Raw genomic sequence first — 23,842 nt, 5'->3', positions numbered from 1 at the left:
GAGCTCCGCGGCCGAGGCTTGAACCTGTAGAGGTGTTGGTGAAGGTCACTGCAGCGCTATAGAACAGACGGGATCGCGGACCGCTCGTCTATGGTCGGATGGGCTCAACCGCATGTGCCTGAGAAAACCCGTGCGGGGACCTGATTCCAAGAGTCCCCAGCCTCCAGCGCAATATACGTGATCGGAAGGTTCGTCTGACCGTTCATGATCACCGCACGTTCCGTCGAAACCAACAACTAGAGAGTTCAAGTTATGCTCAAAGGATCGGACCTGTTTGTCGCCGCACTAGAGAACGAAGGCGTAGATCGCATCTTCGGCGTGCCGGGCGAGGAGAACCTCGATCTCCTGGAGTCGCTGCGGACTTCCAGCATCGAACTGGTCCTGACCCGTCACGAGCAGGCCGCGGCCTTCATGGCCGCGACGCATGGGCGGTTGACGGGCAAGCCCGGCGTCTGCCTGGCGACGCTTGGGCCCGGCGCGCTCAATTTCGCGACCGGTGCGGCCTATGCCCATCTCGGTGCCATGCCGATGATCCTCATCACCGGCCAGAAGCCGGTGATGAGCGCCAAGCAGGCCCGCTTCCAGATCGTCGATATTGTCGCGTCAATGAAGCCGCTGACCAAGATGACGCGGCAGATCGTCAGCGCGGCCGCCATCCCGGCGACAGTGCGGGATGCCTTTCGCGTCGCCGTCGAGGAGCGGCCGGGGCCGGTGCATCTGGAACTGCCGGAGGATGTCGCGGCCGAGGAGGTCGAGAACGCCTCCGTCATTCCGCCGCACACGTTGGCGTGCGCCGTCGCCAGCGCCGCCGCAATCGACGGCGCGGCCGAGCATATCCTCGCCGGGAAGCGGCCGCTCGTCATGATCGGCGCGGCGGGCAACCGCCCTTCGCTGGTCGAGGCGCTGTCGAGCTTCGTCTCGCGCACCCGCCTGCCGTTTTTCAATACGCAGATGGGCAAAGGAGCAGTCACCGGTGGCTCCAACCTCTATATGGGGACCGCGGCGCTGTCGGAGGGTGATTATGTGCACGAGGCCGTCGAGCGCGCCAACCTGATCATCGCCATCGGCCACGACACGGTCGAGAAACCGCCCTTCCTGATGCGGAGCGCCGGCGGGCCGAAGGTCATCCATCTCGGCTACCAATCCGCCACGGTCGAACAGGTCTACCACCCGGACATCGAGGTGATCGGTGATATCGGCGCTTCCGTCGAGGCGCTTGCCGAGCGGCTGGAGGGGCGGCTGTCCGCCGACGAGGGGATGCTCGAACTGCGCCAGAAAATCCTCGCCCACATCAACGACCGAGCCGAGGAAGACCGCTTCCCGGTGACGCCCCAGCGCCTCGTCCACGATGTCCGCAAGGTGATGCCGGAAGACGGCATCGTCTGCCTCGACAACGGCATGTACAAGATCTGGTTCGCGCGCAACTACCGCACCCATGTCGCCAACACGCTGCTGCTCGACAATGCGCTCGCCACGATGGGGGCGGGGCTTCCCTCGGCGATGATGGCGGCGATGCTTCATCCGGACCGCCGCGTCATGGCGGTCTGCGGCGACGGCGGCTTCATGATGAACTCGCAGGAGATGGAAACGGCGGTCCGCCTCGGCCTGAACCTGGTCGTGGTCATCCTGAACGACAGCGCCTATGGCATGATCCGCTGGAAACAGGCGGTGGACGGCTTCCCGGATTTCGGCATGAGCTTCGGCAATCCCGATTTCGTGCGCTATGCGGAGGCCTACGGCGCCAAGGGCTCGCGGGTTACGGCGGTCGAGGATCTCGTGCCGATGCTCGAGGCTGCGTTCGCCGGCGGCGGCGTCCACCTCGTCGATGTGCCCATTGACTATTCCGAGAACACGCGTGTGCTGGTCGACGAGTTGCGCAACCGGACGCCTGACGTGGAATGCGCGTGAATGCAGGTCGAGGAGCACCGCCAATGCTGAGAGTTGTGCAGGCTTTCAATCGCGCGCCGATCGCGGAAATCGAGACGGACGACGCCGCGGCGCTGGAGCGCAAGCTGCAGGCGGCTGAGCAGGTCTTCAGGGATCGCGACGGCTGGCTCAAGCCCCACGAGCGTGTCGCCATCCTGCGCAAGCTGGCTGCGCTGATGGAGGGCAGGCGCGACCATTTCGCTATGCAGATCGCCCGCGAGGGCGGCAAACCGCTGCCCGACGCCATCATCGAGACGAACCGCGCCATCGACGGCGTCCACAACGCCGCCGACGAATTACGCAACTTCGCCGGACGTGAAATTCCGATGGGGCTGTCGGCCGCGGCCGAGAACCGCTGGGCCTTCACGACCAAGGAGCCCATCGGCGTCGTCGCGGCGATCTCGGCCTTCAACCATCCTTTGAACCTGATCGTCCATCAGGTCGCGCCGGCCATCGCGGTGGGGTGCCCGGTCATCGTCAAGCCGGCGATCACGACGCCGCTGTCCTGTCTCGATTTCGTGACACTTGTCCGAGAGGCGGGCCTGCCCGAGCCGTGGTGCCAGACCTTCGTCACGGACGACAACGCTCTGGCAGAAAAGCTGGCGACTGACAGCCGCGTTGCCTTCCTCAGCTTCATCGGCTCGGCCCGGGTCGGCTGGTCGCTGCATGCCAAGCTCGCCCCCGGCACGCGCTCGGCGCTCGAGCATGGCGGGGCGGCACCGGCAATCGTCGACCGCAGCGCCGATCTCGGCAAGGTCATCGAACCCATCGTCAAGGGCGGCTACTACCATGCCGGACAGGTCTGCGTGTCGACGCAGCGCATCTTCGTCCACGCCGACATCGCCGAGGATTTCAAGCAGAGGCTCGTCGCCCGCGTTGAAAAACTGCGCACCGCCGACCCCATCTTGAAAGACACCGAAGTCGGGCCGCTGATCCTGCCGCGCGAGGCCGACAGGGTCGGACAGTGGATCGCTGAAGCGGTCGAGGGCGGGGCCACGCTGGCCACCGGCGGCAAGCGCCTCTCCGAGACGACCCTTGAGCCGGCGGTTCTGCTCGACCCCGCTGCCGATGCGAAAATATCGACTCTGGAGGTGTTCGGCCCCGTGGTCGCGGTCTACCGCTACCGCGATCTGGACGGGGCGATCGCCCAGGCCAACGCGCTGCCGACGGCCTTCCAGGCCAGCATCTTCGCGCAGGACATAGATGTCGCGCTGCGCGCCGCCGACCGCCTCGATGCCTCGGCCGTGATGATCAACGATCCCACCGCCTTCCGCACCGACTGGATGCCCTTCGCCGGCCGCAGGGAATCCGGCTACGGCACCGGCGGCATCCCCTACACCATGCGCGACATGACGCAGGAGAAGATGATCCTGATGCGCAGGAGCTGATCGTCAGCGGCCATCGGTCGAGGTGATCGCGAAGCCTGCCCGCGGTCGCGGACACCCTTGGAAGCAGGTTAGTCCAATTCGGCCCCAATAGGACTGCTCGTGCAAAGGGACTATCTATTCATAGAGAGTTTTCGCTGAATCCATTCAGTTGATTCAGTGACGTCTGCAGCGGCCAGTTCATGATTGGCTGAGAGCTCCAGACTGTCGACGCGCGCTCCATGAGCCAGAAGGGCGTCCGCCAGCGCCGGCGCATTGCGAGCAAAGGCATCATCACGTCCGGTTAGCGCCAGTACGCTCGTGTCCGAGAGATCAAGGGCAGGTGGTTTCTCCAGGGGCTGGATCCCGCGCAACAGAACCGCGCGGCGCACGACGCCAGGATGAAGTTGGATGACAGCCGCCAGCATGTTGGCGCCGTTGGAATAGCCGAGGAAGACGAGTTTGTCGGGGTCGAGGCCATAGCCGGTTACGGCGCCTTCGACAAACGCCGCGAAGGCTTCGGATTCGCCACGGATATCCTGCTGATCGAACGTCTTTGCATCGACGCGGCGGAACCAGCGATTGGTTCCTTCCTCGGTCGCTCGGCCACGCACGCCGAGCAGCGTCGACTTCGGGGCTATGCGTCGTGCGATCGGCATCAGATAGGCTTCGTTGCCGCCGGTGCCGTGCAGCAGCACCAAGGTCGTACCATCCGGCTTTTGCGGTCTGTTGAAACGATGTATGAAAGGAAGGTCGCGGGCCGGAAATCTCTCTTCGCCGGGCAGGGCGAATTGCGGAAGCATTGCCCTCAGATCCTCTGCGCGATCGGCATCATGCGGTGGCAGAAACAGTGTCCGGCCAAGCTCGGCAGGCGCTTCGTCAACGGTCATGCCCGGCCCATCGGTCGCGTATTCCATCAGTATGCCGGCGGGATCGCGAACGTAGAGCGACACGAAGTACTTTCGATCATGAACCTCGGTTGGCCCGTGGCCCTTCAGCGAAAGCCGCATGGAGCGGAGCTCATCGATGTCGCGCGCCCGAAAGGCGACATGGTCGGGCACCCCGCCGCCGGACACGGAAGGCACGAAACCAGACACTTCCCTGACATCGACTATGTCAGTGTCGGAGCCCATACGCTGTGTAACGCCTGAGCGCCGCTCTTCGGTGTACCCGAAACGTGTGAGAAAGCGTGCGGTCTCTACCACCTTGTCTGTCAGGAGCGTGACTCCCCGCAGCCGGATGGGTGCGTTCGGAAGTGGCGCCGGCGTTGCCATGTCCACTCCGACCAGCTTTACGATCAGCCCGTCTGGATCCTTCAGCCGGAGGACCGGCTCCCCGAACTCGCGAAATGGACCCTCGAGCGGAATGTTGGCGGCGAGCGCCTTGGTGATCCAGTCACCGAGCGAAACTGGTGGCACCGCCAGCGCCACTTCCGATACCTGGCCAATGCCCGTACGGCCGCGGCCTGCCGCCTCCCAGACAAGGAACGTCAGCAACGAGCCGGGGCTGCCGACACCGTCTCCATAGACAAGATGCAACTGCTCGGCGTCCGCGTAGCCTCCGGTGCGCTTTACAAGCCTTAGCCCGAGAAAGCCGACATAGAAGTCGACGTTGGCCTGCACGTTGGAGGTGATGCCGGTGACGTGGTGTATGCCGCTGGTCATTCCTGTGATGCCTTCAGCGCCTGGTTTCCCCTTATGCTTATGAACCTTCAGACAGGTTTTCGCATCGGCCCGGCAAGATCAGAATTGCGGATCGAGCGCGTCCAGCGCGGCGCACACGCCCGCGCCGAAGTCCGGATGGACCCGCCGAAAAAGCTCGATCTGCCGTTCAGCGATGGCATCGGGAACGCCGCTCATCGCGGCGGCGATGTTGGCGAACAGCCGTGCCTTCTGCCCGTCGTCGAACAGCAGGAACAGTGCGCGAGGCTGGCTGAAATCGTCGTTTCCGTCCCGATGATCGAACCGGGAAGCCGGACCTTCGATCTGGAGCGGTGGTTCGGCGAACGAGCGGTCCTCCACCGGGCCGCCGAAGCTGTTCGGCTCGTAATAGGCATCGGCATTGGGCATGTCGCCGAAGAAGCGCATCGCCCCGTCCCTGTGGTAATGATGCATCGGGCACCGGGGCCGGTTGACCGGCAGCGCCTCGTAGTGCGTGCCCAGCCTGTAGCGATGGGCGTCCGCATAGGCGAAGATCCTGCCTTGCAGCATCCTGTCCGGTGAATGGCCGATGCCGCGCACGACGTTCGACGGGCTGAAGGCCAACTGCTCGATCTCGGCAAAGTAGTTGTCGGGATTGCGGTTGAGTTCAAGCACGCCGATCTCGATCGGTGGAAAATCGGCATGGGGCCAGACCTTCGTGACGTCGAACGGGTTGAAGGGCAACTCGCCCGCCTGCGCTTCCGTCATGACCTGAACCTGCACGATCCATCGAGGGTAATTTCCTTCCTCGATCGCGCCGAACAGCGCTTCCTGATAGCCTTCGCGGGTTCGCCCCATGACCTCCTCCGCCTCGGCGTTCGTGTAGTGGCGATGCCCCTGAGACGTCTTGAAGTGGAACTTGATCCAGACCCGATCGCCATCGTCGTTCCACAGGCTGTAGGTGTGGCTGCCGTAGCCGTTCATGTGCATCGGGCTGACCGGCAGGCCGCGGTCGGAGAAGAGGATCGTCACCTGATGCAGGCTCTCCGGCGACAGGGACCAGAAGTCCCACATCGCCGTCGCCGATCGCAGATTGGTGCGGGGGTGGCGCTTCTGCGTATGGATGAAATCGGGGAACTTGATCGGGTCCCGGACGAAGAAGACCGGCGTGTTGTTACCCACCAGATCCCAATTGCCTTCTTCCGTATAGAATTTGAGCGCGAAGCCACGAACGTCCCGCTCATGATCGGCCGCACCCATCTCCCCGGCAACCGTGGAGAAGCGCGCGATCATGGGTGTCTCGGTGCCTTGCTGCAGCACCTTGGCGCAGGTCAGGTGCGATATGTCGCCCGTTATCCTGAGCATCCCATGCGCGCCCCAGCCCTTGGCGTGGACCACCCGCTCGGGGATCCGTTCCCGGTTCTGGTGGGCCAGCTTCTCGATCAGCTGCCAGTCCTGCAAGAGGACCGGGCCGCGATCACCGGCGGTCAGGCTGTTCTGGTTGTCGGCAACGGGTGCGCCGGCGGTGGTCGTGAGGCGTGAGTTCCGATCATCCTGCTGTGGCATTGTCATTCCTTCCCGCACGGATCACATCATTGATTGCTGCGAACCAGCCATCGCACTCCGAAACTGCCCGCAGCCGTCCACAGCATCAGCGCAGGAAATCGATTTGACTTCGTTCCCGGAATTGCTGCCAACGTCCCAGTCTTGCGGATCTCTTACAGGCGCTCCATCGGGAAGGGGTACGTACTTGGTGTTGCGTTTCGCAGTTGCGGAACGAACAGGCGTGGTTTCGGTCCCAAAGGGCGGGTCTGGCGCACGATCCAAACCGGGATCGACGAGAAATCATTGGAAATCCGGGCATCCGAGGTCAGCGCCAGCGATGTGGACGTTCGCCCGCTGTCCGACACGTCCGATTGGTGAAAGGAGTCATTCGGCGGTCCGGGGAATTGTGCAACCGAGCCGGTTTGGCGGCGACGCGAAAGCAAGTCAGTGAGACGATCATTCGTCTTTGGCGGTCGTAGACTGTAGCGAGACTTTCGTCGGAACAAACAGGGTCTGCAGTTCCGAGACGGGCTTCCCCTCGATCGACCCGAGCAGCGCCTTGGCCAGACATCGGCCTGTTTCCCGAACGTCCTCGTGAACAACGTAGAACTCAGTGCCGAATACGGGAAGGTTTGCAAAGAGCTGCTTGGTGACGATATCGACGTCGCGACCGATGATGGCGCCGACGTCCGACAGGCCCGCCTGAATAGCCAGAATCGCGCCGCCTGTACCGCTTACCCCGCCCGAGCTGTTGATCAGCCCGTCCGGCGCGGGGCTTTGCAGCATCAGGTTTCTGACGGCAAGCCTGATCTGCTCGATCGAGCTGTCGTTCGAGATGCCCTGAATCGGCACGTCCACCAGCTCGTGCTCGGCAATCGCCGCATCGAAGCCTTGCCGCGTGTGGTCGTGAAAGCTCAGGCCCGCGGGCGGGGCAAGCAGCGAAAGACGCTTGCGCCCCAGGCTGGCGAGACATGCGACCGAGATCCGGGCAAAGGCGTGGTTGTCGAAGTCGACGTAGGGGTGTTCGACCCCCATATGCGTCCGACCATGGGTCACGAAGGGCATGCCTTGCTCGATCATATACTTTACCCGCATGTCCTCGGGCTCGATTCGAGAAATGATGATCCCGTCCACGGCTTCGGTCTCGACCAGCTGCCTGATCGGCGCGACCGGATCGCCGTGCTTCGAATAGGGCGTGACAATGAGATGATAAGGCGTGCCCTCGAGGCCCTCGGTGATCCCGAAGACAATCTGCGACAGGAAGCTGCCGATCTCCTCTTCGGTATCCAGGACAAGGCTCAGTACGTTCGTCTTTCCGGTTCGCAGTCGCAGACCGGCGCTGCTGGGATGGTAGCAAAGCTCGCGCGCCATATCCTGAACGGATTTTCGCGTCGCGGCACTGATCTTGTCATCGTCACGAAGGGCGCGAGAGACAGTCGTGACGCCCAAACCCAGTGCGGTCGCAATGGTTTTCAGCGTCGGTTTCTTGCTGCGGGGTTCCAATCAATGCGCTCGGGTTCTGGTCTGCTTCTTCTCGATGGCTCCATTCACCTTACTGCTGTTCCGGGTCATATCCACTCCTCCATATTCAACGGTCTCAGACAGATCTCCCAGCCGGATCACGCCTAAGGACCAAGTCAGTCGCCCGACGACAGGTTCTGGCATCGGGCGGTCCGACGCAATCTTACCGTAGCCTTGACATATCACAATTGCAACGATATACATTGATTGTGAAACGATACAACTAGTTGGCTAATGCCAAGTTCGAACGTTCGCCTTCACCCGATGCGCAGGTCGAACGGGCGCTTTCACCGAGTGGCCATTGGGGTCAAGTCCCTGGAAACCAAGCCATCCGCCCAATGGCGGCGCCCACAGCGTATTGGCAAGGATCAGGGCTTTTCGCGGCGCAGCGAGCGGACTTGCGACAAGCGAGTACCGCCCTTCGAAAGGAGACACAGCATGACCGCGCCTGCATATCCGTCTTTGGCCCAGTGGTATAGTAGAGGCCCCCGCGCGCGCCATGTGCGCTCGATAAAATCCTCGGGCGGAATCCTCAACATGCTTGAGATAACTCAACCGCCCGGGGATATGTCCATCCCAGCCGTGCCGGATTTCGTCCTTTTTGAGGATCTGCTTGGAGGCACCCGATTCGGCGCCAACCACGGAGGCGGGCATTTTCTTGACACGACAGCAAAGGGCGGCGTGTATCCCGTCGCACCAAACTTTGCACTGTCGTCCAAAGTTTCCACGCCACATCACGTCCGCTCCTTCGCCTTTCCCATGGCGCAGTGGCAAAGCGTATTGGACGAAGCCATTTATGGCAGTTTTTCGTTCGACGGCTTGGATATTTTCCGCGCGCCGCACGCGACGCCGACCATCCGGTCAGCGCTCAGGAAACTGTGGTCTCTTAGTGCGGACGAAGGCGCCCCATCGCGTCTGCTGGCACGGGCTGCGGGCTGCGAGATCCTCGCTGAACTCTGCCGCTCGGCCGGCTCGCCGCTCGTTCCGGTCAGAGGCGGCCTCGCGCCCTGGGCGGAACGGCGCTGCCTGGAGTTTATGCACGCGCGGCTTTCGGAAGACATCAGCCTCGACGAACTGGCAGCCGAAGCGCGGCTCTCTCCTTTTCATTTCGCGCGTATGTTCAAGCAGAGCGTCGGTGTGCCGCCTCGGGTCTATCTGACGCGACTGAGGATGGAGAAAGCCTGCGAACTCCTTGCGCAGACTGACCTTCCGGTCACCGAGATCGCCCAGGAGGTGGGATATTCGTCCAACCAGGTCCTCGCCCGGATTTTCATCAAGCATCAACACATGAGCCCATCCGACTATCGCCGGGCAGTCCGCGACCCGGTGCGCCAAATCTCGCTGCAAACACTGGGAGCGGCCATTGCAGCATCGGAGACGCCACAATGACCGAGCCGCCCCATCCGTCTTTCACCCAATGGTACTGCGAGGGCGATCAGGCGTCATACGTGCGCACGTTGAAATCCCCTGGCGGGATTCTCAACCTGCTTGAGGTGGAGCGACCAGCCGGAGACATGTCCCGTCCGGCCGTATCGGATATCGTCCTGTATCAGGACCTGCTCGGCGGAAGCCGGGTCAGCGGCGATTTGGGAGGGGGACGTTTCAATGTGATCAGCAAGAAGGGCGACTTTGCCCTTGCTGCGCCGAACTTCGCTACTGAGGCCGTTATGGATGAAAGCCATCAGCTGCGCAGTCTGGCGTTTCCGATGGAGCAGTGGCGGGGAATGCTCGAGGAGGCCGCCGGTGGTAGTTTGTTCGACCTTCCCCTGACTTACGGCCGGATGTTCGATTCGCCCGCCATCCGATCGGCGCTTCGGACCCTGTGGGCTCTGTGTGAAGAAGAGGGCGCGCCGTCGCGTCTGTTGGCCCGAGCAGCCGGATTCGAAATACTGGCCGAGCTTTGCCGGTTGGGCGGGTCGCCGTTCGCACCGGCAAGGGGCGGGCTTGCCCCTTGGGCGGAACGCCGCTCTCTTGAGTTCATGCGGGAGCGGCTTTCGGAAGACATCAGCCTCGACGAATTGGCAGCCGAGGCACGCCTCTCGCCTTTTCATTTCGCACGCATGTTCAAGCAGAGCGTCGGCGTGCCGCCACGGATGTACCTGACGCGACTGAGAATCGAGAAAGCCTGCGAACTCCTTGCGCAGACTGACCTTCCGGTCACCGAGATCGCCCAGGAGGTGGGGTACTCTTCCAACCAGGTCCTCGCCCGCGTATTCTTCAAGCACACGCACATGAGCCCGACAGACTATCGCAGGGCAGTTCGTGACCCTATGCGGCAAATCTCTCTGAGCGGACAAGGGGCCACGCTTGTATCGTTGAAGACCCCGCGATGACCGCGCGTGCCAATTCGTCGTCTGCCCAATGCTACAGAGAAGGCAGCTTTGGATCTATGGATTTCGCGCTCAGCCTCCAGCGGGGATGCGCGCGATGGCCTTGATCTCGAACTGGAAGCCGGAAAGCCAGGTCACACCGACCGCGGTCCAGTTCGGATAGTCGGGGCCGGGGAACACCTCGTCCTTCACGGCCAGCATCAGTCCGGCATGGTTTTCCGGGTCGACATGGAAGCTCGTGACGTCGACCACGTCCTGGAAAGTGCATCCTACCGCAGCGAGTACCGTGCCCAGATTGTCGAAAGCGAGTCTGATCTGGGCGGCGAGATCCGGCTCGGGGCTACCATCCGCGCGACTGCCCACCTGCCCGGAAATGAACAACAGGTCGCCGGATCGGATCGCGGCCGAGTATCGGTTCTTGGTGTACAGTTCTTGTCTGCCTTTGGGGAAAACCGGGGTTGGTCGTGTCACGACGGGAACTCCTTTGCTTTGGTGTTTGAGGTGCCGCTGTCCTCCTCGCCCGGGCCTTACTGCGTGAGGCGCGACAGCCAAGCGGTCAGCATCGCGGGGCCAGCTTTTTCCAGCTCGCCGGCATATCGTCTGGCATCGCCGCGCAGCGCAGCGGGGCTCACGCCAGCGGTCGAGAGTTCGCTCGCATGGCCCAAAAGCCAATGTTCGAAACGCGCGCCAAGGACCTCCGGGTGGAACTGGAGGCCGAGCACATTCGATCCGCGCGCGAAGGCCTGGTTTGCGCAGAGCGGGGTAGATGCGAGGAGAGTGCCGCCTCCCGGCAGGTCGAACGTATCGCCATGCCAGTGGAGAACGGGCACGTCCTGCAGCACGGCGAGAGGATTGGGTGCTGCCGCGTCCGACAGATCGAGTGCCGACCAGCCGATCTCCTTGGCCGGACCCGGATAGACACGCGCACCGAGAGCCGCCGCCATCAACTGCGCGCCGAGACATATGCCGAGCGTCGGCCGGTCGGCCGCGAGCCGCGCCCGCAGCAGGCCTATCTCCGCGGTGACGACCGGATAGGCGTCGTGGTCGTAGACGCCGATCGGACCGCCCAGAACAACGAGGAGATCGGCGCCGAGGGGGTCGAGCGTCGCCGGCTCGCGCTCGGCCACATCGATGTATTCGATTTCGTAGCCGGCCTCCTGCAACGGGGCCGCGAAGCTGCCCAGGTCCTCGAAGCCTATATGGCGAATGGCCAGCGCGGTCCTGCCTGTCATGCTTCTCCTCCTGGACCTTGAGTGACCCCAGCCGCTCTTGCCGTCAGGATGTGTTCGAGATCCTTCAGCGCGGCGGCCGCGGTGGCGAGCGGCTCGGTTCCGGATCCGATGGCGATCGTCTCGCCCATCGCGTCCGTGGTGATCCGGATCGCCTTGTTCTTTCCCGACACATGCGCGAGCGGATCGGCCGGCGGGTAGGTCCGGACGCCGACGGCCGCCCGCGTCGCGCCGTCCGTCCGGATGAGACTCCCGACGAGCTTGGGAACGAGACGCTGCTTTCGCCACGTCTCGAGATCGTGCGCCGCAATCGACCCAATGCCCTCGACCACGAGATCGTCCATCGTCAGGTCGGCGTCCAGGCCGAAATTGGCAATCAGGATTAGCTTGCTGGCAGTGTCCCACCCCTCTGTATCGTTCCGCGGATCAGCTTCTGCGAAACCGCCCGCCTGGGCGTGAGCCAGCGCCTCGTCGAAGCCAAGGTTCTGGTTCATCATCGCGTCGAGCAGGTAGTTGGTGGTGGCGTTCAGAATGCCCTCGATTTCGAGAACCTCGGAGCCCTTCAGGCTGTGCTCGAGGAGGTCGATCGTCGGCAGCGCGGCTGCCGCTGCGCCGCTGAGTTTCAGCATCGCGCCTGTGGAACGCGCCAGGGCCCGCAATTCCGTCCCGCTGTGGACCAGCGCACCCTTGGATATGACGATCGCGTCGCGCCCTGCCGAGAGGGAGGATCGGATATAGGCGAGGCCGGGGCGCCCGGTTCGAAAATCGCTTGGGCCCGCCTCGATAAGAATGTCGGCGCCGCTCGCCTCGATGAATGCCGGGCCCGACAGGCCCGGCTCGAGCGCATCCAGGCGCCCGGCTTCGAGACCGTCCGCGTCGACCAGTCCGGATCGCGAACCGCACACGGCGACGAGGCGAATGTCGGCTCCATGGACCTGCCGGTAGCGCTCGCGGCGGGCCAAGAGAAGGTTGGCCGTGGCGCGGCCCACGCCCCCGAAACCGGCAATCGCGACCCTGACGACATTCATAGTCTCAATGCCTTATCTTCGAGTGTCGAGTACGGATTGCCAACGCTTCCAACAGCGCCGAACACACTCCCGCTGAAAGCCGACACTATCCGGCAGTGTATCCTCGCGCCAGCGACGGCGAGCAGTGCGTGCACGAAGGCGCCCTTTCGGCGGTCGCGCACGGCGCGGCCGCCGATTGCCTTCGGCTAAGCCGTCTCAGGCGCGGATGAAGGCCAGCATATCCGGGTTCACCACATCCGGATGCGTGGCGAACAGGCCGTGAGAAAGGCCGCGATAGGTCTTCAGCGTTCCGTCCCTGACGAGCTTGATCGCCTTGTGAGCCGCGTTCTCGATCGGCACGATCTGATCGTCCTCGCCGTGGATGATCAGCACGGGAACGGTGAGTGCCTTCAGATCCTCCGTGAAGTCGGTCTCCGAAAACACCTCGATGCAGTCATGATGCGCCTTGGCGCCGCCGCTCATGCCCTGGCGCCACCAATTGTCGATCAGGCCCTGGCTGACCTTCGCGCCCTCCCGGTTGAAGCCGTAGAAGGGTCCGCTCGGCAGATCGCGATAGAATTGCGCGCGGTTTGCCTCCAGGGCGGAGCGCAACCCGTCGAAGACCTCCATCGGAACGCCGTCCGGGTTGGCGTCGGACTGAGCCATTACCGGCGGGATCGCTGCGATCAGAATGGCCTTGGCCACACGGCCGCGTTCGGCGCGCGCCGCATAACGCGTGACTTCGCCGCCGCCGGTCGAATGGCCGATATGGACCGCGTCGCGCAGATCGAGCGCCTTGGCGATCTCGGCCACATCCGCGGCATAAGTGTCCATGTCGTTGCCGGTGTCGGTCTGGTCGGACCGGCCATGGCCGCGCCGATCATGCGCGATAACTCGGTAGCCTTCGGACAGGAAGAATAGCATCTGGTTGTCCCAGTCGTCGGCGCTGAGCGGCCAGCCATGATGAAACACGATAGGCTGCGCGTCTTTCGGTCCCCAATCCTTGTAGAAGAGGGTGGTCCCGTCTGATGTGGTGATGGTTGCCATTGCATTTCTCCTTGGTGGTCGGTGGGGCTCTGCCGCGCGGGAGTAGGGCCTCGCGGCGGTGGTCTCGCCTCCGGCTTGAGAGGCAGGCGGTTTTCGCGTCTGCTCGCGCTCCACCTTGGACGCGAGCGGTTCATCGCTTCACGATTGGAAGCATAGCGAGCGGGCGCACACGTCGCGGCGCAGAAGCTGCTTTCCAGGTGCCGATCTTGCGGGCCAATCTCCTGCCGCGAAAACGTGGTGCCGAGCGCAGGCATGAGCCCGTCGGCCAGCCGGCGGCATGAATAGGTTGTTTGATTGGGCGTTCTGTCGGTCAGGCCGGACGCAGCAGATGACGTACCAGTGGCGGCTGATCACCGACATGGAACGCGTTTATCATTTCCTGATCGAGCTGGTCGGTACGCGTTACCCGGCTGTGCTGGCGCTGATGCTCAATCCAGCTTTCGACGACGAAGCTTTCTATGACCCGCCCGGGTTCCGCGACATCCTCCCATACATCCCACCGTATCGCGCCGTCACGCTGCCTTACGGAGTGGAACCCGCGTAGGGCCTCCACGAATTCGGCCTGGCGGTCGGGTTCAACGCGATACTCGATCTCGACGAGGACGGGACCGCGGTCTTCGGACGGCTGGACGGAGACCACCGGTTCCGCCCAATGGTTCGAGGGTGCCAGATCGCTGGCCGAATCCTGCGGCAGGCGCCAGCGGAAGGCGATGAGCAGGCCTATCCCCTGTCCCACTGCCGCGACCAAAAGCGCTGTTGCCACGCTGCTGCTGGTGGCGATCGAGCCCCACAGGACACTGCCGCCTGTCATCGCCCCTTGAAAGACGAGCAGATAGACGGCAAGCGCGCGCGCCTTCACCCATCCGGGAGATGCCATTTGCGCCGCCACGTTCAGCGAGGTCAGCATGCCGATCCAGGCGAGGCCGGCCGTAAATATGACGACACCGGCGATCCACGGATTGGAGACCAGAGCGAGCCCCAGCATCGCCAGCGCATACAGCAGTGTGGCCGCGGCGGATATCGTGTTGGCGGACACCGCTTTGCGCAACCGCTTCAGGAGGATCGCACCCAGCACCGCCCCCGCGCCCATGCAGCCGAGAAGAACTCCGTAGCCGGCTGCATCCAGGCCAAGTCCGTGTCGCGCGATGAGCGGTAGCATTGCCCAGAGAGCGCTCGCGAACACGAAAAAACCCACCGCCCTTACCAGCACGAGACGCATCGCCGGAGAATGCCGCGTGTAGCGGTAGCCGGCCTTCAGTGCCCCGAAGAAGTGTTCGGGTGGGAGATTGTGAACGGCTTCAGGACGTTTCCAGGTGAACAGTACCGCCAGAACGCCTACCACTGAAAGCGCGTTCAACGCGAACACGGCCGGGGTGCCGGCAAGCGCGACGACGACGCCGCCGAGCGCGGGCCCGATGGCGCGCGAGATGTTGACCCCGAGGCTGTTCAACGCAATGGCGTCCGGCAATGCCTGCTTATCCACCAGCTCAGGCACGATCGCCTGGAACACCGGGGCACTGAGCGCCGCGGCGATGCCGAGCAGGAAGGTTCCGGCCAGCAGCACTTCGGGCGTGACGAGGTTGTAGAATGTCAGGAAGGCCAGCATAGCCGCTGCGAACAGGCCGAGCAGCTGAGCCGTCAGCAGCATCTTGCGCCGGTCGATGATGTCGGCCAGCGCTCCGGCCGGCAGGGCAAGCAGGAACATCGGCAGCGTCGTCGCCGCCTGAACCAACGCAACCAGCAACGGGCTTGGCGACAGCGAGGTCATCAGCCAGCCAGCGCCGACATCGTGCATCCATGTGCCGACATTGGAGACGACGGTCGCTATCCACAGTGCCCGGAAAACCGGGAAACTCAGTGGTCCGGATGTTTCAGCTGCAATCTCCTGCCGCCGTTCGCTCATGACCATTTTCTTCATCCACCCTTGGTGAGGAATCTCGTCGGATTGTTCCTGTTCGGCGTCTGGCAGACGGCGCAGATCGTATTCGCGCGCATCGAAGAGGCTGCCGAGGTCAGACCGCCCAGCAGCCGCATCCGAGGGCACCCCAGAAAGTGCGGGAGTCGGAGACTGGGAGCTGCGTGCCAAGAACGGCGGCATGGTCATGGCCATGCACCGCGCAGAAATTGCTGCAACCGCAATTCATCATCAGCTTGGTGCGGGCTTCTTTCGTCTTGTGATAGCCGCCGAAGGTGGCGACCGGCGACCAGTCCGGCGTGGCAGCGGGAAGATCCGGTGCGAGCTGCTCGTATTCGCCGTCTCCATGCACGACCTTGCCGCCGAGAATGGTAAGGACCGATCGTAGGTGGACGATGTCGCTTTCCGGCACGGAAAAGTAATCGCCGGACAGCACAGCGAGGTCGGCGAGCTGCTCGGCCTTGATCTGGCCTTTCCTGCCTTCCTCATTGGAAAACCAGGTGTTCGCTTCGGTCCACAACCGCAACGCGGTCTCGCGGTCGAGGCGATTGTGCTGCGGATAGAGTGGGAGGCCTCCAACGGTCTTCGAAGTCACGAGCCACGATAGCGAGACCCATGGATTGTAGCTGGCGACGCGGGTGGCGTCAGTCCCGGCCCCAACCGGAACGCCTGCTTCCATGATCCGGCGGATCGGCGGCGAGCGCTCGGCGGCTTTCGCCCCGTAGCGTTCGACAAAATACTCGCCCTGGAAGGCCATGCGATGCTGTACCGCTATGCCGCCGCCAAGCGCGGCGATACGGTCGATGTTACGGTCGCTGATCGTCTCGGCGTGGTCGAAGAACCAGTTGATTCCTTGCAGTGGAACGTCGCGATTGACCTGCTCGAAGACGTTGAGCGCACGATCGATCGTTTCATCGTAGGTGGCGTGGAGCCGCCAGGGCCAGCGGTTTTCTGCGAGGAGACGTATGACGGGCTCCAGGTCGGATTCCATGTCTGGCGGCATGTCTGGGCGCTCGACGCGGAAATCCTCGAAATCGGCTGCGGAATAGACGAGCATCTCGCCAGCGCCGTTGTGGCGATAGATGTCGTCGCCTTGTCCCGGTGAGATCTGCTTCACCCAGGAGGAGAAGTCCGCGAGTTCCTCCTTGGGCTTCTGGGTGAAGAGGTTGTAGCTGATGCGGACCGTCAGCTGTCCGTCGGTATGCAGCTTCTCGATGATCTCATAGTCGTCGGGATAGTTCTGGAAGCCCCCGCCGGCATCGATCACGCTGGTCACTCCGAGACTGTTCAGCTCGCGCATGAAATGGCGGGACGAATTGATCTGGTACTCGGGATCCAGCTTCGGCCCCTTGGTCAGCGTCGAATAGAGGATCGTTGCATTGGGCTGCGCCAGCAGCAGGCCGGTGGGATTGCCGTCGCCATCCCTGACGATTTCGCCGCCGGGAGGATTGGGCGTGTCCTTCGTGTAGCCGACGACACGCAATGCGGCCGCGTTGAGCAGTGCGCGATCGTACAGATGCAGAATGAAGACGGGCGTATCGGGCGCGAGCGCATTGATTTCTTCGAGCGTGGGGAGGCGTTTTTCGGCGAACTGGTGTTCGGTGAAGCCACCGACCACGCGCACCCATTGCGGCGCCGGTGTCCGGTCGACCTGCCGCTTCAGCATCGTCATCGCATCGGAAAGCGATGGGACGCCGTCCCAGCGAAGCTCCATATTGTAGTTCAGCCCGCCGCGGATCACATGGGTGTGGCTGTCGATCAGCCCCGGAATCAACCGCCGCCCTTTTGCGTCGATGATCCCGGCGTCCGGGGCAGCGGCCCGGACCTCCGCTTCCGTGCCCACGGCAAGAAACCTGCCGTCCCGGATGGCCACGGCCTCAGCCGAGGGGTTCCGCCGATCGAGTGTCGTTACCCTGGCGTTGACGATGATCAGATCGTTGGCGGTCATGGCTTTCTCCTTCGCGCCGGATCGTGTTGATGAAAACAGGGTGGAGGGAGCGGCGCGGCCGAGGCCCGCTCGTGGTCGCTCGTCGGGCCTGTCTGTTGCCAGCCCTCAGGCTGCCGGCTTCGGAGCCAGAACCGGACCGTGCTCTGAGCGCTTGGAAGCCTTGTGCACCATGGTGTAGGCGTAATCGACGCCCATGCCGTAGGCGCCACCGAATTCCTGTACTATGGCCATGACATCGTTGTAGGTCTCGCGCCGCGCCCAGTCGCGTTGCCATTCCAGAAGAACCTGCTGCCAAGTGACGGGGACGATCCCTACCTGGACCATTCGGTCCATGGCGTATTTGTGCGCATCGACCGATGTTCCGCCCGAGGCGTCGGCCACCATGTAGATTTCATAATCGGTGTCGGCGAGGCAGGACAATGCGAAGGTGAGGTTGCAGACCTCGGTCCAGAGGCCCGACACCACGATTTTCTTTCGTCCGTCGGCGGCTTTGGCGGCCAAAGCCTCGCGCACCTTCAGGTCGTCCCAGGAATTCATCGATGTGCGCTCGAGGATGGGCGTTTCGGGAAACACCGCGAGCAATTCGGGAAAGGTGTGACCGGAAAAGGTGTCCGTTTCCACCGTCGTGATCGTCGTGGGGATCTTGAAGGCTTTTGCCGACCTGGCAAGGCCGACGACGTTGTTCTTCAAAACCTGCCGATCGATGGACTGAACACCGAAGGCCATCTGAGGCTGCTGATCGATGAAGATGAGCTGGCTGTTCTGAGGGGTTAGGACTTCCAGTTTGCTGGACATCGGCTCTCGCTTTCCGGATGATGTGAACGATGATCGGCGCTCAGGCGACGTCGCCTTTTTTCGCCGCCTCGTCGGCGCGTCGAAGGGCGAAGGATTTTTCGTGCAGGACCGCCTGGACGAGGTTCGTATGGCCCTTCAGCCACTGGACACCGGCCTCCCCTGCAAGCATGCCCAGAAGCCCGAGCAGCGCGATGATCGGCGGGGCTGGCGAGCGGACCGAGACAAGGCCGTAGATCACGCCGATCCCGAGACCGACGATCAGTGAAAGGATGTAAGGGTGAATCGGGCTCATGGATTGATCTCCTGGTGAGATACCTGAGGTCTAAGCTCTACCCAGCAATGAAGGTCTGGCGCGGGTTGCTAGCACCGCTGCCACGGAGGCATCGGGCGCCGCACAGCTTCCAAGCGGGTCAGCATTGGAAAACTTACGCTAGTGCCTGTGCTTGATCGCTGCGGCGCAGAAACTGCGATGACGGTGCCAATCTTGCGGGCTCTCGCCGAATTGAAGCGCTGTGCCGCCCTGACCAGGATTCCGATTCAGATCGCTGCGTCGACTGAAGCGATCCTAGTCGGTAATAGCGGTCACCCGCATTTCAAAGCGCATCGCGGGAAGGCCCAGCGCCTCTACGCCGAGCTGCGTCCAGATCGGTGCATGGTCAGGCATATGGTGTCGGTACAGACGGACGATCGTCTCGTTCACGATGGGTGGAAAGCCGCCGACATGGTAGGTGTTGACATGGACGACCTGACACCAGGATGCGCCCGCCTGCGCCAGAACTAGCGCGATATTGTCAAACGCTGCTGCAATCTCGTCCTCGATCGCCACTGGAATTTCGAGATCGTCGTTCCATCCGCCCTGACCGGATGTCTCCAGGCGGTTCCCAATCCGTACCGCGGTCGAGAAGTGGAGGTTGTTGCGAAAGGTCTCGCCGAAACCAGGCGTGACAATGAATTCCGGCTTTTCCATCCTACTTCTCCTTGCTGAGTGAATTCAGGCCTGGCGTGGGGCAGGTGAGCAAGCTTACTTGGCCGCTTCCTCGATTAGGTCTGCGACGACCTGCGGGTTCGAGACCATAACGACATGTGACGCTCCCTCGACAACCACCGTGCTCTTGGAGTCGGCGCGTTCGGCCATGAACCGGAGTGCCTCGGCGGGGATGTTCTTGTCGCCGTCGCCGTAGACGAAGTAGGACGGCAGCGACTTCCAGGCCGGCTCGCCGGACTTTTCCGACAGCGCGGCTTCGGTGATCGGCCGTTGGCCCGCTGCCATCAGAACAGTTATTTCAGCCGGAACGTCGTGTGCGAACTGATCGTGGAACTTCGCCTGATCGATGTACAGATCGACCCCACCGTCCGAGAGCTTGACGGGCGGCGCAAGTGCTTCCCCGAGCTTCCCGCCAGGGAACTTGCTGGCCAGTTCTGCCGCAGCTTCCCCGGCATCCGGTGCGAAGGCCGCCACATAGACCAGAGACTTGATGTTTTCGCGCCCTTGCGCAGCGTTCGAGATGACCTGGCCACCATAGGAATGGCCGACGAGGACCACCGGCCCGGCGATGCTTGCAACGACGTCCGAGACCACGCGTGCATCGTTGGAAACACTCCGCAACGGGTTCGCGACCGCAACTGTCGTGTAGCCGCCTTTCTTGAGGCTGGCGACGACGCCATTCCAGCTGGAGGAGTCGGCGAACGCGCCGTGCACGAGGACGATCGTTGGCTTGGCCGGTTCGGCAATGGCGGTGCCCGATAGAAGTGCGGTTGCAATAGTAACAGTTGCAGCAAGCTTGGCCATGATGAACTCCTATCTCTGTTTTGGTTCGAGGGGTGCAGGGGTTAAAGACGCCCGGATTGTAGGTATGCTGCTCCAAATTTCTGTCATCCCGCGTCCAGTTTGAGCCACCGCCTTCCCAGGTGCGGACAGGACAAGCAGCGTTGAGAGGCTTGATATTAGCGATCGTTTGAATGCCGTGCGGCACCGGGACTGCCGTCGACGTGCCGATCTTGCTGGTTCTTCATCCGAACCGGAGACATCAGATACCAATACGAGTAGGGGAATCGCCGTCCTACCCGGCAAGCCACGCGTTTGGATGGTCGTCGAACCGGATTGGATGGAAGACGACATCATCATACGTCTCCTTGTTGAGCGAATGTAGCCGCCGCCCTGGGCAGGTTGCCGATCGGCCCGAGGTGGGTGTGGCGGAAGCCGGCAGCGTATTTCAGCCCGTAGCCCAGGCTCCGGTCGAAGGCGGCATGAGCCACGAATATCAGGCCGATCTGCCAGAGGATCGTAAGGCCGGTCAGAACACCGGTGATGGCCAGCACGGCCGGCAGGGCGTAGCTGTGGACGACGTTGTAGAGAGCCGCGCCCGCCTTTTTGCCTAACACGTAGCCGACGAAGCTGAGGTCCGGCGCAAAGAATAGGACGGCGAATAGCCAGAACTCGCCGCCGAGGAAGAAGAAAAGAGCGGTACTTGCTGCGAACATCGCCAGTGCTTCCGCACGAAGAAGCCACAGGACCATGCCTGTCGGATAGCCGCGATCGGATTGTTCGATTTCAGCCTTGTTGTTCATTTTGATTCCTGTTGTTTCGGAGAAACGGGAAGAACTGACGGCGCCCCGCTCCGTCGGCGCGAACCGGAATAGGTCTGGCCCCTGATGGCGGTCCGCGAAAGCGTTTGTTATTCGTCACGCTAGCTGGTCCAGCGCTATCGCGCGGCGCGCAGACTGCTGCAACGGTGCACGGCTTGCTGTTCGCTTAGGAAACAGCCGGCCGTGACGTCGCGCTCGAGGTCTGCGTCTTGTCGATCTCCGTTGGCCGGATGCTGAAATCGGGGGTCTGTTGCGGCTGAAGGACTTCGAGCAGTTGAACTGGCCACAACCTGTCGAGGCTCTTAAGACGAGGCAATTGGCGGATAGGGCGGGATTGGAACGCATACGCCGAATTATCAGCTGGCCTTCGGATGTTTCGTAAGCGACGACGCCTTTTGGAGGTTGGCCAACATGGCTTTGACTTGCGAGATTGGGGGCGCACGACGGTCGTTCCTGAGGCGTGACGGGAACGACCACAAAGGGCTCGGCCACGCCGATGCCCACGCCGACGGGAACGACCGCAGTTCAAAGCCTGCGGCGGTCCCAAAGAAAGCGCTCATGGTACGCCAAGCATCGGCAGTTGGCACAGGAAAATCATATGGGCACAGAAAGCGAGTGTCGGTATCGGGGGTTGCGAGCCCCCGCAACCACTTTCAACATTGTACGACCCGGAGACTGGAGTGCGCCCCTGAGGGTGGTGACGTGCTCCCCTATTTGTCCCCGCCTATAGGTTAGCCCTGTTCACGTTGTGGTCCGTTCTCGACCGGGTTGCAAATTCGTGCGGGGTGAGCCCGTCGAGGCTCGTGTGTGGGCGCTTCAGATTGTAGTCGATCCTCCATTCCTCGATGCTGTCGCGGGCGTGCCTGTAGCTTGTGAACAGCCGCTCGTTGAGGCATTCGTCCCTGAGCCGCCCGATGAAGCTCTCCACCAGACCGTTCTGCATCGGCTTGCCCGGCGCGATGTAATGCCATTCGACCTGCCGCTCCTCCTGCCAGCCCAGGATAGCGTTGGAGGTCAGCTCGGTGCCGTTGTCGGAGACGATCATGCAGGGATAGCCGCGCGGCTCGGCAATGCGGTCGAGTTCGCGGGCAACCCGCTCGCCGGACAGCGAGTTGTCGACCACCGCTGCCAGGCATTCGCGGCTGAAGTCGTCGATGACGCACAGGATGCGGAAGCGCCTGCCGTCGGTCAGCGTGTCGGAGACGAAGTCGAGGCTCCAGCGCTGGTTGGGGTCCTGCGGGATCGCCATCGGTGCTCTCGTGCCGAGCGCTCGCTTGCGGCCGCCGCGCTTGCGCACCGTCAGCCGCTCCTCCTTGTAGAGCCGATAGAGCTTCTTCCAGTTCACCGTCACGCCCTCCCGCCTCAACAGCAGGTGCAGGCGGCGGTAGCCGAAGCGCCGGCGCTGCGCCGCCAGCTCATGCAGCCGCTTGCGCAGGCCGGCATCGTCCGGCCGCGACGAGCGGTAGCGGTAGACGCGCGGCGCAATGCCCACCAGACCGCACGCACGGCGTTGGGAATATCCCCTCTCTTCAATGGCCCAGTCCACGGCCTGTCTCCTCGAACCGGGCGTCAGAAGTTTTTTGCCAGCATCTCGCGCAGCGTCGACACGTCCATCATCGACTCCGCCAGAAGCTTCTTCAGGCGCGCATTCTCCTCCTCCAGCGCCCTCAGCCGCTTGGCCTCCGAGACCTCCATGCCGCCATACTTCTTGCGCCAGGTGTAGAACGTCGCGTCGCTGATCCCGTATTTGCGGCACAGCTCCGTCGCCGATAGCCCGGCCTGGTGCTCCTTCAGAATGCCGATGATCTGCTCGTCCGAAAAGCGCGATCGCTTCATTGCCAGTCTCCTCTCTCCAAAGAGAGACTAACCACAAAGCGAGGACATTTCAGGGGAGCACGTCAAGTGGGGAAGGTATTCTGCGACCTCCTCGAAGTTTTCGAAGGCCATGGGATAGACCGCCTCGATCTTCAACGTCTTCATGAAGCTTTCGGCCTTGGCGTTGTCATAGGGATTGCCCCGGCGCCCCATTGAGCCGATCAGGCCATTGCGGCTCAGCGTCTCACGGTAGAGAGCGGCCGCATATTGCCCACCGCGGTCGGAATGATGGATCAAGCCCGACATCGGCTTTCGGCGCTGGATAGCTGCAGTCAGGGCTGTGATCGTGAGGCGCGCGTCGATCGAGCGGCCGATGGCGTAGCCGACGATCAAACGCGACCAGGCGTCGAGAATGATGGCGACGTAAGTGAAGCGGCCCGGCACAGCCACATAGGTTATGTCGGAGACCCAAAGCTGGTTTGGGCCGGTCGACACAAAGTCCTTTGCCAGGTTGGGGAAGATTGGGCCGTCGTGATCGCTATCGGTAGTGACAACGAAGCGCCGCCGGAGCTTGGGCTGCAGATCATGCTCGCGCATCAGGCGCCGGATTTTCTTGTGGTTCACGACAAGGCCCTGTTGCCGCAGGGCGGCGCCGACACGACGGTAGCCGTAGAATTCGAACTCGTCGCAGATCGCGAACATCGCCTCCACGATCGCAGTGTCGTCGGCCTGTTTCTGGGGGTGGTCATAGTAAGTCGAGCGCGCAATCCCCATCAGCCGGCATCCTTCGGCGACGGAGAGGCCACCGGGCCGGTGATGACGGATGTAGTCGCGTTTTTCGGCCGCTGTGCGTTTTTCAGAGCCCCCTTTAGGAACTCCAGCTCGAGAGCCTGCTTGCCGACGAGCCGTTCAAGGGCCGCGATCCGGGCCTCGTATTCCTGAATCAGATCTACGGCCTCAACATCCTCGTCAAAGGCGCCTTCCTCATGCTTGCGGATCCAGATGCGGATCAGGTTGCGCGCGATGTCGTAACGCCTCGCCAGGCCGTGAAGTGACTCGCCGGAGAAATACTCCTGCACGATTTGGCGCTTGAACTGGATGCTGTGATTGCGGTGCCTTGCCATGGGTCTTCTCTCCGAAAACCCGACAGGCTGGTCAATCCTTCAGTCCGATC

Annotated in this window: 21 protein-coding genes; 4 read left to right on the top strand and 17 right to left on the bottom strand. The window is 62.6% G+C overall.

Features of this window, described 5'->3' with window-relative positions; translation table 11 throughout:
• Positions 1-252: 252 nt before the first annotated feature.
• The gene (locus NTH_RS07445) at positions 253-1,908 is read left to right on the top strand and encodes an acetolactate synthase large subunit (RefSeq protein WP_338529430.1); all 1,656 of its coding nucleotides are present in this window, start codon (positions 253-255) and stop codon (positions 1,906-1,908) included.
• Positions 1,909-1,931: 23 nt separating this feature from the next.
• A complete protein-coding gene (locus NTH_RS07440; RefSeq protein WP_338529429.1) occupies positions 1,932-3,314 on the top strand; it encodes an aldehyde dehydrogenase family protein in 1,383 nt (460 codons plus the stop codon).
• 110 nt (positions 3,315-3,424) lie between these two features.
• Here the strand turns inward: NTH_RS07440 and NTH_RS07435 are convergent, their stop codons facing one another.
• The 3 genes from NTH_RS07435 to NTH_RS07420 form a co-directional block, all read right to left on the bottom strand.
• Positions 3,425-4,954: a ring-cleaving dioxygenase gene (locus tag NTH_RS07435; protein ID WP_338529428.1), complete on the bottom strand. Its 1,530-nt coding sequence runs from the start codon at positions 4,952-4,954 to the stop codon at positions 3,425-3,427.
• Between the two features lie 78 nt (positions 4,955-5,032).
• The gene (locus NTH_RS07430; protein ID WP_338529427.1) at positions 5,033-6,496 is read right to left on the bottom strand and encodes a catalase; all 1,464 of its coding nucleotides are present in this window, start codon (positions 6,494-6,496) and stop codon (positions 5,033-5,035) included.
• Positions 6,497-6,931: 435 nt separating this feature from the next.
• The gene (locus NTH_RS07420) at positions 6,932-7,978 is read right to left on the bottom strand and encodes a LacI family transcriptional regulator (RefSeq protein WP_338529426.1); all 1,047 of its coding nucleotides are present in this window, start codon (positions 7,976-7,978) and stop codon (positions 6,932-6,934) included.
• A 456-nt stretch (positions 7,979-8,434) separates the two neighbouring features.
• Here NTH_RS07420 and NTH_RS07415 point away from each other — a divergent pair, with 456 nt between their 5' ends.
• Positions 8,435-9,385, top strand: a complete 951-nt coding sequence (locus NTH_RS07415; RefSeq protein WP_338529425.1) for a helix-turn-helix domain-containing protein — start codon at positions 8,435-8,437, stop codon at positions 9,383-9,385.
• Positions 9,382-10,329, top strand: a complete 948-nt coding sequence (locus tag NTH_RS07410; RefSeq protein ID WP_338529424.1) for a helix-turn-helix domain-containing protein — start codon at positions 9,382-9,384, stop codon at positions 10,327-10,329. The genes NTH_RS07415 and NTH_RS07410 overlap by 4 nt, the downstream gene beginning before the upstream one ends.
• Before the next feature lie 69 nt (positions 10,330-10,398).
• Here the strand turns inward: NTH_RS07410 and NTH_RS07405 are convergent, their stop codons facing one another.
• From NTH_RS07405 to NTH_RS07340, 14 genes are all read right to left on the bottom strand, one after another.
• Entirely contained in the window at positions 10,399-10,797 is a 399-nt protein-coding gene (locus NTH_RS07405) for a RidA family protein (RefSeq protein WP_338529423.1), read from the bottom strand.
• Positions 10,798-10,853: 56 nt separating this feature from the next.
• Positions 10,854-11,558, bottom strand: a complete 705-nt coding sequence (locus tag NTH_RS07400) for a glutamine amidotransferase (protein ID WP_338529422.1) — start codon at positions 11,556-11,558, stop codon at positions 10,854-10,856.
• A complete protein-coding gene (locus NTH_RS07395) occupies positions 11,555-12,583 on the bottom strand; it encodes a homoserine dehydrogenase (protein ID WP_338529421.1) in 1,029 nt (342 codons plus the stop codon). Before NTH_RS07395 ends, NTH_RS07400 begins: the two co-directional genes overlap by 4 nt.
• A 195-nt stretch (positions 12,584-12,778) precedes the next feature.
• Positions 12,779-13,609 (bottom strand): alpha/beta fold hydrolase, encoded by an 831-nt coding sequence (locus NTH_RS07390; protein ID WP_338529420.1) that lies wholly within the window; start codon positions 13,607-13,609, stop codon positions 12,779-12,781.
• A 310-nt stretch (positions 13,610-13,919) separates the two neighbouring features.
• A complete protein-coding gene (locus NTH_RS07385; RefSeq protein ID WP_338529419.1) occupies positions 13,920-15,713 on the bottom strand; it encodes an MFS transporter in 1,794 nt (597 codons plus the stop codon).
• Positions 15,622-17,472, bottom strand: a complete 1,851-nt coding sequence (locus NTH_RS07380) for an amidohydrolase (protein ID WP_338529418.1) — start codon at positions 17,470-17,472, stop codon at positions 15,622-15,624. Before NTH_RS07380 ends, NTH_RS07385 begins: the two co-directional genes overlap by 92 nt.
• A 105-nt stretch (positions 17,473-17,577) precedes the next feature.
• Entirely contained in the window at positions 17,578-18,267 is a 690-nt protein-coding gene (locus NTH_RS07375) for a hydrolase (protein ID WP_338529417.1), read from the bottom strand.
• Between the two features lie 40 nt (positions 18,268-18,307).
• The gene (locus NTH_RS07370; protein ID WP_422392363.1) at positions 18,308-18,559 is read right to left on the bottom strand and encodes a DUF1427 family protein; all 252 of its coding nucleotides are present in this window, start codon (positions 18,557-18,559) and stop codon (positions 18,308-18,310) included.
• Positions 18,560-18,832: 273 nt separating this feature from the next.
• Entirely contained in the window at positions 18,833-19,234 is a 402-nt protein-coding gene (locus NTH_RS07365; RefSeq protein WP_338529416.1) for a Rid family hydrolase, read from the bottom strand.
• Between the two features lie 54 nt (positions 19,235-19,288).
• Entirely contained in the window at positions 19,289-20,056 is a 768-nt protein-coding gene (locus tag NTH_RS07360; protein WP_338529415.1) for an alpha/beta fold hydrolase, read from the bottom strand.
• Positions 20,057-20,388: 332 nt separating this feature from the next.
• Positions 20,389-20,835 (bottom strand): DUF4260 domain-containing protein, encoded by a 447-nt coding sequence (locus NTH_RS07355; protein ID WP_338529414.1) that lies wholly within the window; start codon positions 20,833-20,835, stop codon positions 20,389-20,391.
• Positions 20,836-21,577: 742 nt separating this feature from the next.
• Positions 21,578-22,689 (bottom strand): IS3 family transposase gene (locus tag NTH_RS07350; RefSeq protein ID WP_338529413.1). Its coding sequence is split into 2 segments (ribosomal slippage): positions 21,578-22,440 and positions 22,440-22,689, totalling 1,113 coding nucleotides; the frame shifts between segments, so codons are not numbered across the junction.
• A 27-nt stretch (positions 22,690-22,716) separates the two neighbouring features.
• Positions 22,717-23,493 (bottom strand): IS3 family transposase, encoded by a 777-nt coding sequence (locus NTH_RS07345; protein ID WP_338531830.1) that lies wholly within the window; start codon positions 23,491-23,493, stop codon positions 22,717-22,719.
• Positions 23,442-23,792, bottom strand: a complete 351-nt coding sequence (locus tag NTH_RS07340) for a transposase (RefSeq protein WP_338529412.1) — start codon at positions 23,790-23,792, stop codon at positions 23,442-23,444. The genes NTH_RS07345 and NTH_RS07340 overlap by 52 nt, the downstream gene beginning before the upstream one ends.
• Positions 23,793-23,842 lie beyond the last annotated feature (50 nt).

Source organism: Nitratireductor thuwali (assembly GCF_036621415.1).
GTDB lineage: Bacteria > Pseudomonadota > Alphaproteobacteria > Rhizobiales > Rhizobiaceae > Chelativorans > Chelativorans thuwali.
Note: the sequence above shows the minus strand (reverse complement) of the source record. Positions and strands in the feature narration are given on the sequence as shown.